A 10,822-nucleotide genomic window follows, 5' to 3' on the forward strand; every position below is an offset into this window, starting at 1 on the left:
CCCTGCGGCTTGGCCTGGCTGGCGGCAGCCAGCTTCCTGTGGCCGATGCCGATCACGGCCCTGATGGCAGTGTGGCTGCTGGTGGCGGCAGCGGTGGGCAGCGTGGCGGCCCTGGCGGCCGGACGACAGCGCAGCCGGGCCGAACTACTGCAACTGGCGGTGCTGCTGCCCGGCGCGGGGCTGCTGCTGCAGTGGCTCCTACTGCAATGGGGGCGGCAGGGGCCGGGAGCGGTGGCCCGGGTGGACCTCGTGAGCGAAGCCCTGCTGCTGGGCGGGCTGCTGATGGCGGGCCTGCTGCTGGGGCCGCTGGTGGAAACCTTCTTTGGCCTGGTGACCCGGGCGCGGTTAATGGAGCTGGCCGACCTGCAAAGGCCCCTGCTGCGGCGGCTCTCTGTGGAAGCACCCGGCACGTTCGAGCACACCTTGATGATCGCGGGCCTAGCTGAGGAGGGGGCGCGGGCCATCCAGGCCGACATCGACCTAGTGCGCACCGGGGCGATGTATCACGACGTGGGCAAGCTGCACGCCCCCCAATGGTTTATCGAGAACCAGGGTGAGGGCGCCAACCCCCACGACAGCCTTGACGACCCCTTCGCCAGCGCCGCCATCCTGCAGGCCCATGTGGATGAGGGGTTGAAGCTGGCCCGCCGCTACCGGCTGCCACGGCCCCTGGCCGACTTCATTCCAGAGCACCAGGGCACCTTGAAAATGGGCTACTTCCTGCACCATGCCCGCGAACGGGATCCGGGCGTTGCCGAGGAGCGCTTCCGCTATCGGGGGCCAACGCCCCGCAGCCGGGAGACGGCGATCTTGATGCTGGCCGATGGCTGCGAAGCCGCCCTGCGCTCCCTGCCGCCCGGCACTTGCGAAAGCGAGGCTCGCCAGATGGTGCGCCGCATCATCGAAGCTCGCCAAGACGACAACCAGCTAGCCGAAAGCGGCATCAGTCGGGCCGAACTGGAACTACTGATCCGGGCCTTCGTGCGGGTGTGGCGGCGGATGCGCCACCGGCGCATCGCCTACCCGATCCCAGCCAGAAAGGGCTACAGCGCCTAGCGCGGCTCCTCAAATTGCTGCCAGGCCTCGAGCAGGGTGTAGGCCGCCAGCTTGCGCCGCCAGACATCTAGCGCGCCGCCCTGATCGGGATGCCACTGGGGCAGGTTGCGGCGCCAGGCTGAGCGCACCAGGGCCCAGTCGCTGCCTGGCTCGACTCCAAGCTCAGCGCAGGCCCGCCGGTAGGCATCCGGGGGCGGCGGTGCTAACTCGGCGACAGCCGGCTCAGCAGCAACGGTGCGCCCAGGAGTACTCCGCACCAGCACGGGCTTAGCCCGCTGCTGCCTCTTCAGCAGCAGCCACAGGCAGCGCAGCAGCCCATTGGCAATCAGCAGGACACCCACCCCGGCAAATATCGCCGGCGACCAGAGCATGCGCAGGCTGTCGGCAGCTAGCTGGGAGTTGCCCTGCCCCCCCTGCTGGCTGGCACCAGCCAGGATGAAGGCGGCCAGCAGGGCACCGAGGCCCAGACTGATCAGGCCGTGCAGCAGCGAGTCCAGGGCTGGGCGGATCCGGGCGCTCATCGGCGCGGAGCGCGCAGGGACTGCAGCTTGCGCTCCAACACGATCCCCGCGGGCACCAGGGTGACCAGGTTGGCCACGATCAAGGGGCCATCGCCTGTGTAAAACCCGTAGATGGCCCACAGGGCAATGCCGGCGGTAAATAGGCCGTACATGCGCAGGGAGATGGCGCTGGTGTCGCCACTGCGCAGGGTCTTGAGGGCCTGGGGGAAGAAGCTCAAGGTGGTGAGCAACGCCGCCAGGTATCCAAGGGCGCGCACAGCAGGACTAACCAAAGGAACTGCCATGGGGATTGGGCGAGCGTGCCGTCAGCATGGGAGCTGGCACTCGATCCTGCCCCCACTCCCATGACATTGCTCAGCTTCCGCGAGCTCCAGGCCCAACTGCAGCCGCAGTGGGGCCAGAGCACCGCAGCCCAGGGGCCGGATGTGGACGTGCTGATGGTGCCGTCGCTGTCGATGGACCAGGACCAGATCGACCTGGTGACCGGCGCCCACCACTATGAGGAGCGCCAGCTGTTTTCGCTGATCCGGCTGCGGGATCCGGGGGTGCGCATGGTGTACGCCACCAGCAAACCGCTGGGGGAGCTGGTGGTGGATGCGGTGCTGGAGCTGCTGCCGGGGGTGCCCACCTCCCACGCGCGGCGGCGGCTGCACCTGGTCGACACCGACGACGCCTCCAACCGGCCCCTCACCGCCAAGCTGCTGGAGCGGCCGGCCCTGCTGGGGCGCATCGCCGAGCTGCTGCGGCCGGGGCGCAGTTTCATCAACTGCTTTGTGGTGAGCGACCTGGAACGCCAGCTCTCGGAGCGGCTGCAGGTGCCGCTGCTGGGCACCGATCCAGCCCTGGGCTATTGGGGCAGCAAGGCCGGCAGCCGGGAGCTGTTCGCCCGCTGCGGCGTGCCCCACCCCCCCGGCTCGGCCCTCACCCACAACCTCGACGACCTGTGCGAAGCGACCGCCGAGCTGTGGGAAGCCCACCCCGAGCTGCGCCAATGCGTGGTGAAGCTCAATGAGGGCTTCAGCGGCGAGGGCAATGCCCCTTTGCCGCTCGAACCCCTGCAGCTGGCCGGGCTCAGCGGCGCTGAGCGGCGGCGGCGGTTGCGGCAGGCCCTGGAAGTGCTGCCGATGCCTGCAGCCAGCTGGAAGGAGCAGCTGGCGGTGCAGGGGGCGCTGGTGGAGGCTTGGCTGGAGGGAGGGGAGGAGCTCAGCTCACCAAGCGTGCAGGGCACGATTTATCCCGGCAGGGGAGGGCAGGCCGGCGCGGTGGAGGTGCTCTCGAGCCATGAGCAGGTGCTAGGCGGCCCCAGCGGCCAGACCTACCTGGGCTGCAGCTTCCCGGCGGCCGAGTCCTACCGGGCCAAGCTGATGCGCCACGGCCAGGCGGTGGGCGAGGCGCTAGCGGCAGAGGGCGCGCTGGAGCGCTATGCGGTGGATTTCATCGCCCGGCGCTTTGGCGATCGCTGGGATCTGCAGGCGATCGAGGTGAACCTGCGCCAGGGCGGCACCACCCACCCCTACATGGCGCTAAGCGCCATCACCAGCGGCAGCCTCGATCCAGCCAGCGGGCTGTATCACGCCCCCAGCGGCCCGGCCCTGCACTACAAGGCCACCGACAACCTCACGGCGCCGCACCTGCGCGGGCTGCTGCCGGTGGATCTGATCGACATCGTGGCTGAGGCGGGCCTGCACTTCGACCCGTCCCAGCTGCGCGGCAGCGTGTTTCACCTGCTGGGCTGCCTGTCGCAATACGGCAAGCTCGGCATGACCTGCATCGGCCGCAGCGCCGCGGAAGCAGAAGCGGTGTATGCGGCAACGGAAGCGGAGCTGCTACGGGGAGCCGGCCGGCTCGGGCACGAGGGCCCTAGCTGACGCCTTGGAGCAGCTGCTGGCGTTGCAGATCCTCGGGGAGCGAAGGGGAGGAAAGGCGGTGCAGAAGTGTCCAGGATTCTGATGCTCCTATGCATGTCAACAGGGCTGCGTCTGCCCATCGATGCACGTGCTGGCCTGGCCATTGGTCGGCACCAGCAACCTGTAGACCTGCCGGGCGATGAACCGCTTAAGGCAGCGGATGATCTCCAGCTTGCTTTTGCCCTGTGCGGTTCGGCGTTCTGCGTAGGTACGGGTGGCCTCATCCCAGCGCAGGCGGATCAAGGCAATCCGGTACAGCGCGCTATTGGCCTGGCGGTTACCGCCTCGGTTCAACCGATGCCGATGGGTCTTGCCTGAGCTGGCGGGCATGGGTGCCACACCGCATAAGGAGGCAAAAGCGGCCTCTGAGCGCAGTCGTTGGGGATTGTCACCAGCGGCGATCAGCAGCGCACTGGCATTGTCGGTGCCAATGCCTTTGGCCGCCTTGAGCTGTGGTGCCAGCTCGTTGGTGATTGCATCGAGCTGCAGGACCAAGGCCTCAATTTCAGCGCTGAGCTGCTGGATGCGCCGGGCCAGTGAGCGCAACGCCAGGCGTGCAGCGGCCAGGGGTGTGGTGATGGCACCAGGCCGCAGCTGAGCGCAGCGCTGCAGCAGCTCCTTGTTGCGCAGGTTCTGCAGCTGCTCGCGCAGGGCGGCTGGCACGGTGACCAGCAGAGCTTTGAGTTGGTTGATCGCTTTGGTGCGTGCGTGCACAGCGGAATCCTTGGTGCTTTTCAGCAGCCGCAGCATCTCCACCGGGCCATCGCTGGCTTTGGGTTCTGCGGTGGCGGTACCAGCCAGCAGAGACCGTGCCGCCATCTCTGCATCAATCCAGTCGTCCTTGCCGTGCTGACGGCGCAGCTGACGGTTGGGACGACTCACCTCCCGCACGCTGCAGCCAGCGGCCAGGAGATGGCGGCAAAGACCCGCGCCATAGGAGCCGCTGCCCTCCAGGGCAACGAGCAGATCCGATGGCTGCAGGGCGCCATGGCCAACAGCCCAATCGAGAAGGGTTTGGTAGCCCTTACTGGTGGCAGGGATCTGCAGGTGGCCCAGCACGGCGCCATGGCGATCAAGAGCCACCGCGACGTGCTGGTCTTTGTGGGTGTCAACGCCGATGAGCACCGCGGCATTGGGCAGCGATGTCAGGATTGATGGTGCCATTCGTTGGTGGATGGTGGTGAGGGAGCACCATCAGCACCGCTCGCTGGACAGGACTGCGTAGCCCTTGGCTTCCGCGCAGCGGTTGGGACCTCTCGACCAGGCTCCTATCAGGTCACCACGGGCGTGCTGATGGAACCCACCGCCAACAGCCGACAAATCAGAAACAAGGCACGAGGCCAGTACAAAAGCGGGTCACGCCGCTGGCGGGGGTGAACTGATACTCGCAGTACAAGCTGTACGGAATCCTGGAGCGCACGCCTGGCGCCACAGGCTCAAGGGCCGCAGGGCTGAGTGGCTTGACAGGGGCGATCCGATCCGGTTGGTTGGAGGGAGTTCCAGAGCAGCCATGCAGCGGAAGGAGGCCCTCTCCATCCTTCGCCTCAAAGCACTGCCCAGCACGCGGCAGGAGCTGTACCAGGCGATCCAAAGCACCAACCCCCAGCTCGACGGCTGGGGCGCCTGAGACCAGCCATGGGCCAGCGAACTGGGGCGGGCCTGGTGGCGGCAACCCTGCTGGGGCTTCTGCTGGTGGGCTGCAACGGTGCAGAACGGGACCGCCGGGCTGAGGCGGAGCGGCAGCGGGAGGCGGCGGTGGAACGGCTGCGGCAGCAGGGCGCCCTGGTGAGCCGCTGCCGGCGCCAACAAGCGGCGGTTAGCCAGCAGGTGCAGGCCCTTACCAGCTACAGCAGCGACCTCGGCCGGCTCAGCCAGCGCAGCTACGTGCCCCTGCCGCGGCCGGCGGCGCCCGACCCGACGGTCCTGGCGCGCTTCACCCGCGACGACCAGGAATTGGAGCAGGAGCGCTACCAGCAGGCCCTGGCCCGCTGGCGGGAGGCCGATGGGGCCGAGCGGCAGCGCTGGGAAGCCGGGCAGGAGGCGCGGCGCCAAGAGTTGACGACCCGCAAGAGCGAGGCACGCCAGGCGCTCGCCAAACTCGGCGTGGCGGCCACGCCGGCGGCCCAGAGCGCCTGGAGCCGCTGTGATGGCCCCCAGCTTATGGCTGTGACGCAAGCCACCACCAGCTGAGCGTCAATCGAGCCCAACCAGGACGGCGCCGACGCCGAAAGTACCGGCTTATGACCATAAACGCATCAAAAGGGTCCAAAAATGACGAGGTGGCGCAGCAGCGCTACTTTCAATTCAGCTAATGCCATCCCTTGAGCGACACACCCCGCCGCTCCCGCCGGCCCCAACGCCGCCAGCTTTGCTGCCCGGCCCATCCGGAGCAACGGATTGAGGGCAATGGCAAGAAGTACTTCCTGCACCTCCTCACCCCCGAGCAACTCAAAGCCCGGGGCATGGCCGATAAGACCGCCAAGCTGGTGATCCAGGCCTACCCGGTGCTGGTGCTGAGCAACGAGTGGCTCGAGGAGTTGTTCTGCCCGGCGTGCGGCAGCAGCCGCTGGTGCCATGTGATCAAGCACGATCGGGTAGAGCACACGGTGCGCTGGGCGCCGCGGGATCTGTGGGAGCAGGTGGCCCATGTGGATCCGGTGGTGGCCAACCCCACGGTGAGCGAATTCACGCGGCGGGAATCGCGACGCCTGAACCAGAAACGTGCCGACGGCAAGCGGTTGTTTGACGCCGGCTGAGGCAACACAGGGCTGCCCCCGTCGTCGCCGAGGCCCCGGAAGTCGTCATCCATCGTGTGGAGCCGGGCCTAAAGGGTTCGGGCCAGAGGGGAAAAGACATCAACAGATGAGTCGATACGCAAAGAGGGCGCTAGTTAGCTGAACAGATCGTTTAACGAGACCCACAATGGCGATCGGCGTGCGTGTAGAGCCCGAGCTTGAGCAGCAGTTGGATCAGCTAGAGCTCAGCAGGGGAAAGAGTCGTAGGGCTTGTGTGCGTGAGGCAATCGCGCAGTATGCGCAGCGATTCAGTAACAACGATCAAGTTCAGCGTCAGTCGGCCTTGATTGCTGAACACAGCAGCAAAACCAACTGGAGTGAGCAACTTCCAGACTGGCCTGATTGGACCGCATGACGGAGTTGGATAGCATGACGGTGGCTCTACAACGGGGGCTGATCGTGACGATTGCCACCTATGGGGTGTACTCAGGCAAGCCAAGACCAGCCGTGGTGGTGCAGGCCAATCGCTGGCTTCAATGTCATCCAAGCGTCACGCTCTGTCCGCTGACCAGCACCCTGCTGGAGGCACCACTGGTGTGCATTCCCGTGAACCCCAGCCGACAAGCTATTCACAGTGCCCACAGCCGCTCTAGGTGCCGTGGTGGGGATTTTGGAATCAGGAACCCTTGCCGAACTTGATCAAGCCCTGCGCAGCTGGCTGGAGCTGCCCTGACTAGTTAAGGGTGAAAGGCTGAGCTGTGCTCGTCAAGCCGCTAGTTTTCTTTCCGCATTTGCAGCATTCTCTGCTCCAGCTCGTATCACTGCACTTTCAGCTCGACGGTTGAATGCCAGCTCAATGTTCTATGGCCGCCGGCCACGGCGGCAGCTATGCAAGGAAATCCTGCTTGCTGCGGAAGATCTAAGGAAGCGGCTCCCAGTAGGTTGACATGGACGTAATTGGTAAAAGGCGTGATCCAGCCTTGACAGTCAAATCCATGGAACACCGTAACCAGCCCATACCCTGAGCACAGCTTAGAACACCTGTACTGACAAGGACATCCGCGTAAGCACGGAACGAGTCGACAGCCAGGCCTGAATTACGGCGTCCTCCTCTCAGGCGATCAACCGAGCCATTCCTGCGGAAGGTTGGCGATGGCACGAAACTCAGGATCCTTGTGCAGCAGGGTGGCACCCACCTGTTGCGCGGCCGCCGCGATCCAGGCATCAGCCAACGACAGGGAATGACGGGCCTTGATGCTGGCGGCCTGCTCGAGCAGGGGCTCTGAAACCTCCACCCAGTGCAGCGGCAGTGCCTTGAGTTGCTCGTAGGCGAGGCGGCCGGCGCGCTCGTCTTCGTCTTTCCAGACGCGGTAGAGCACCTCCATCCGGCTGAGAAAGCAGGCGTAACAGCGCCCGGGTTGCTCAAGCGCCTCTTCAACCCGTCCAGCACCGGGTTCGTCGTCGCGCAGGGTGAGCAGCGCCGATGTGTCGAGCAGGAGTAGCGATCCCATCTGGCACTCAATTCAGTGAGTAAGAAATCAGTGGCCAGCAGCCTGCTCGGCCTGCCGCTCGGCTTCGCGGTCAGCAAGCAAGCGCTGGCTGGAGCAACCACGTCGGCCCATGCCGCGAAAGGCTTTGACCGGCGAGAGATCCACCGGCACCACCCGGATGGAGCCATCGGCTTCAACGATCCATTCCAGCCGCTGGGATGGACCGAGGGAGAAGCGCGCCCGAATCGGAGCAGGGATAACGGTTTGGCCACGGGCGGTGATGGTGCTGCGCATGGCCTAGAGCGAACCGAGTGAATTACCGAACTTTAGCCAGGATCATTCACGCTTTAGGGCTGGATTGCCCGCGCCGGCATCCGGCCACTGCAAGTGACCCCACGAGAGCCACACACGGGAAATGAACAATATCTATTTTATGAGCATAAACACATAAATTGGGCAACAATAAAGAACTGCGGCTGAACAGCCCACATGCTTCAGTCTTGAGCCACCTCCACTGGATGGGCCGACTGGGGCTGGCCCCCAACCTCACCCCGCTGCCACTCGGGCACCAGCTGGGCCAGCAAGTCGAGGGCGGCATGGGCGTCTTGGCAGCGAATGGCGGCCTCCATGGCCTCGATCTGAGGCCAGAGCTGCTCGGGGGGGATGGCTCGTTCAGTGGCGCGGAAGATGAGCGGATGGCTGGTTGGTTCGCTTTCGGCGTCGATCAGCAGTTCTTCGTAGAGCTTCTCGCCGGGGCGCAGGCCGGTGCACACGATCTCGATATCGCCCTCGGGGTGCTGGGCATCGCGCAGCGACAGGCCGCTGAGGCGCACCATCTGCTTAGCCAGATCGAGGATGCGCACTGGTTCGCCCATATCCAGCAGGAACAGGTCGCCACCGCGGGCGAGCACGGCGGCCTGGATCACCAGCTCGGCAGCGCGTTTAGAGGCACCCATCACGTTGGTGGGGCGCACGGCCTTATCGGTGGAGATCAGCGTGAAGCTGGCCACACCAGAGCGAGCCGCAGCGCGGGCCAATACCAGGGTGCCGAGCACGTTGTTGGCCAGGCCAGAGAGGGGATTGGCCTGCACCAGGGGCACGTGTTTATAGGCGGCGGCGTGGAACACCACCTGCACGGCTTGCTCCTGCAGCACGCGGCTCACCAGCTGGCCATCGGTGGCGCTACCGAACACGGCCACCAGCTCCACTCCCGCCGGAAGGCTGCGGCGCAGTTCCTGATCGATGCCGTAGAGGCTGGGTTCGCTGCGCTCAAGCAGCACCAGGCGGCGGGGCCTGAGCGCCAGGATCTGACGGCAGAGCTCGGCGCCGATCGAGCCACCGGCGCCACTCACCAGCACCACCTGGCCGGCGATGCCGGGGCCGAGGAGCTCTTCGATAGCAACCGGGCGCAGGTCATCAATGCGGGTGCGGCCGCTGGTGATCTCCTCCACCGAGGGCACCTGCAGCACGGGGATGCCGAGGGGTTGAAGATCGTCAACGATGCGGCGGCGCTGGCTGCGGCTGAGGGAGGGCATCGCCAACAACACCTGATCCACATCGCCGCGGCGCTCGCGCAAGATCTGGGGCGGCTGAATTGCGATGCCATTGATTTCACGGCGCCGAAGACGGCCACGCGGATGAGGGCGTGACGGGGCTTGTTCTGGAGGCTCACCAACAAATCACGCAATGCGAAGCGCACCGCGCCGGTGAAGCCCGTGAGCAGCAGCCGCAGCATCACCCCCACGGCACCAACAACACCACCAGCAGCCCATTGCGGCCAGCCAGGCGATACAGGGCCTGGCTACCCACGTAGCGGGTGAGGCCCTTGTATTGACCGGTGAACGCGTAGAGCGGAACGCCGATCAGCAGGGCAGCCGGCATCATCCAGAGGCTCTGGAGAAAGTTGGCGTTGAAGGGATGGGCCAGGCGCAGCCAGAAACTGAGCCACACCGCCAAGGGAATGAACAGGGCATCGGCGGCGATCAGCAACAGGCGGCGCGGCAGGGGCGCGAGCCGCAACAGCTGGGAGGTGAGAGCGCTAAAAGTCATAAAAAAGCCCCCGCCGCAGTTGCGACAGGGGCTCGGTGGGATGGGTGGTGCGAGCAGTGTCCATCGTTCTGTACGGGCTGTACAGATTCCTGAACAGTGGTGATTTAGATGCGCCTGACGCACCCTGTGGTGAAGGCATCCGGGCTTAGCGCGAGCTGTTGAGTGTATGGCGAATATCCCTAAGGAGGAGAAAGCTCGAGCCTGAGGCAGGGGCGAGGCGCTTGAACTCCGCTGTGCCAGCCCTCCAGCCAAGTTCCACGCAGAGAGTTATTTGGGTGTGCGGGCATCACCGCAGCAGATGCACGGGTTCGCCGGCTTCGCTCAGCAGACGCGCTGCTTCGCAGTCGAAGGTGACTAGCTGCTGGCTGCCCAGCTGCCTTCCACCGAAAGCGATCACGCCATCGGCGAAATAGCCGCCCGATGCGAGCAGCTTGAGCCCGGCTGTCACGGCCGGTCGATCGGCCACCACGCTGCTGCTGGCAAGCAGCGCTTCGATGGCGCTGACGCAGTCGTGGTTGGAGAAGCGGTAGACACGGAGCAGCACCCAAACCAGTTCGCACAACACAGGCAGGGGGATCGCCACCAGCTCCGCCTGCTCCAGCAGTCCACAGGCTGATTTGGCCTGCTCGGGATCGTCCTGCACCAGGGCGCGCACCAGCACGTTGGTGTCGGCCGTGATTTTCATGGGCTTGTGCTGGGCTGGGCGTTTGCGTCGCCGAGCCCGGCCCAGCCGGCGGAGGCGGCCTGATTCAGCTCCTCCAAGCTTGCGCAGTGGCTGCTGCGGCCTGCCAGTAGGCCGATGAAGCCGTTGATGCTGCCGGTGGCTTGCTCGGCGTGCAGCTCCAGCCGGCCGCCAGGCAGCACCTCCACATCAATGCGCTGGCCAGGCTGAATACCCAGATGGGCCAGGAGATCTTTGCGCAGCGTCACCTGCCCTTTGCGGGTGACGGTGAGGGACCGCGATCGTTTGCGCCTTTGCGTTGGGGGCTCGACCATTGCAATGGGCACCTTCAATCTTGATTGTAAGGCGTTTTTTCCTTGCTGATTAGATTGGTTTCTGTGGC

At 65.4% G+C, this 10,822-nt stretch carries 15 protein-coding genes; 6 read left to right on the forward strand and 9 right to left on the reverse strand.

Annotated elements, in window-relative coordinates; genetic code table 11:
• The coding region (locus tag KBY71_RS12675; protein ID WP_254929257.1) for an HDIG domain-containing metalloprotein at window positions 1–1,056 on the forward strand (1,056 nt) is incomplete at its 5' end.
• Here the strand turns inward: KBY71_RS12675 and KBY71_RS12680 are convergent.
• On the reverse strand, window positions 1,053–1,577 hold the full coding sequence (locus KBY71_RS12680) for a hypothetical protein (RefSeq protein WP_254929258.1): 525 nt from the start codon (window positions 1,575–1,577) through the stop codon (window positions 1,053–1,055). The two genes, KBY71_RS12675 and KBY71_RS12680, sit on opposite strands and share 4 nt — an antisense overlap.
• Window positions 1,574–1,849 carry a SemiSWEET family sugar transporter gene (locus KBY71_RS12685; RefSeq protein WP_254929259.1) on the reverse strand — a complete coding sequence of 92 codons (276 nt, stop codon included), beginning with the start codon at window positions 1,847–1,849 and terminating at the stop codon, window positions 1,574–1,576. Before KBY71_RS12685 ends, KBY71_RS12680 begins: the two co-directional genes overlap by 4 nt.
• Window positions 1,850–1,921: 72 nt before the next feature.
• On the opposite strand from KBY71_RS12685, the gene KBY71_RS12690 reads away from it, so the two are divergent.
• Entirely contained in the window at window positions 1,922–3,445 is a 1,524-nt protein-coding gene (locus tag KBY71_RS12690) for a peptide ligase PGM1-related protein (protein ID WP_254929260.1), read from the forward strand.
• 96 nt (window positions 3,446–3,541) lie between these two features.
• Here KBY71_RS12690 and KBY71_RS12695 read toward each other — a convergent pair whose 3' ends face one another.
• The gene (locus tag KBY71_RS12695) at window positions 3,542–4,648 is read right to left on the reverse strand and encodes an IS110 family transposase (RefSeq protein ID WP_254929261.1); all 1,107 of its coding nucleotides are present in this window, start codon (window positions 4,646–4,648) and stop codon (window positions 3,542–3,544) included.
• A 471-nt stretch (window positions 4,649–5,119) separates the two neighbouring features.
• Here KBY71_RS12695 and KBY71_RS12700 point away from each other — a divergent pair, with 471 nt between their 5' ends.
• The 4 genes from KBY71_RS12700 to KBY71_RS15205 all read left to right on the forward strand — a co-directional run bounded on the left by KBY71_RS12700 (window position 5,120) and on the right by KBY71_RS15205 (window position 6,918).
• The gene (locus KBY71_RS12700) at window positions 5,120–5,674 is read left to right on the forward strand and encodes a hypothetical protein (protein WP_254929262.1); all 555 of its coding nucleotides are present in this window, start codon (window positions 5,120–5,122) and stop codon (window positions 5,672–5,674) included.
• Window positions 5,675–5,805: 131 nt separating this feature from the next.
• Window positions 5,806–6,240: a hypothetical protein gene (locus KBY71_RS12705; RefSeq protein ID WP_254929263.1), complete on the forward strand. Its 435-nt coding sequence runs from the start codon at window positions 5,806–5,808 to the stop codon at window positions 6,238–6,240.
• Between the two features lie 166 nt (window positions 6,241–6,406).
• Window positions 6,407–6,634 carry a ribbon-helix-helix protein, CopG family gene (locus KBY71_RS12710; protein ID WP_254929264.1) on the forward strand — a complete coding sequence of 76 codons (228 nt, stop codon included), beginning with the start codon at window positions 6,407–6,409 and terminating at the stop codon, window positions 6,632–6,634.
• 14 nt (window positions 6,635–6,648) lie between these two features.
• Window positions 6,649–6,918, forward strand: a complete 270-nt coding sequence (locus KBY71_RS15205; RefSeq protein WP_396095454.1) for a type II toxin-antitoxin system PemK/MazF family toxin — start codon at window positions 6,649–6,651, stop codon at window positions 6,916–6,918.
• 422 nt (window positions 6,919–7,340) lie between these two features.
• Here KBY71_RS15205 and KBY71_RS12715 read toward each other — a convergent pair whose 3' ends face one another.
• From KBY71_RS12715 to KBY71_RS12740, 6 genes are all read right to left on the reverse strand, one after another.
• The gene (locus KBY71_RS12715; protein WP_254929265.1) at window positions 7,341–7,730 is read right to left on the reverse strand and encodes a PIN domain-containing protein; all 390 of its coding nucleotides are present in this window, start codon (window positions 7,728–7,730) and stop codon (window positions 7,341–7,343) included.
• A 27-nt stretch (window positions 7,731–7,757) separates the two neighbouring features.
• A complete protein-coding gene (locus KBY71_RS12720; protein WP_254929266.1) occupies window positions 7,758–8,003 on the reverse strand; it encodes an AbrB/MazE/SpoVT family DNA-binding domain-containing protein in 246 nt (81 codons plus the stop codon).
• A 200-nt stretch (window positions 8,004–8,203) separates the two neighbouring features.
• The gene (locus tag KBY71_RS12725) at window positions 8,204–9,286 is read right to left on the reverse strand and encodes a polysaccharide biosynthesis protein (protein WP_254929267.1); all 1,083 of its coding nucleotides are present in this window, start codon (window positions 9,284–9,286) and stop codon (window positions 8,204–8,206) included.
• Window positions 9,287–9,443: 157 nt separating this feature from the next.
• On the reverse strand, window positions 9,444–9,758 hold the full coding sequence (locus KBY71_RS12730; RefSeq protein WP_254929268.1) for a hypothetical protein: 315 nt from the start codon (window positions 9,756–9,758) through the stop codon (window positions 9,444–9,446).
• A 286-nt stretch (window positions 9,759–10,044) separates the two neighbouring features.
• Window positions 10,045–10,443, reverse strand: a complete 399-nt coding sequence (locus tag KBY71_RS12735) for a type II toxin-antitoxin system VapC family toxin (protein WP_254929269.1) — start codon at window positions 10,441–10,443, stop codon at window positions 10,045–10,047.
• The gene (locus KBY71_RS12740; RefSeq protein WP_254929270.1) at window positions 10,440–10,688 is read right to left on the reverse strand and encodes an AbrB/MazE/SpoVT family DNA-binding domain-containing protein; all 249 of its coding nucleotides are present in this window, start codon (window positions 10,686–10,688) and stop codon (window positions 10,440–10,442) included. The genes KBY71_RS12735 and KBY71_RS12740 overlap by 4 nt, the downstream gene beginning before the upstream one ends.
• Window positions 10,689–10,822: the final 134 nt, after the last annotated feature.

The sequence above is a fragment of the Cyanobium sp. T1B-Tous genome (genome assembly GCF_024345475.1).
Lineage (GTDB): Bacteria > Cyanobacteriota > Cyanobacteriia > PCC-6307 > Cyanobiaceae > Cyanobium_A.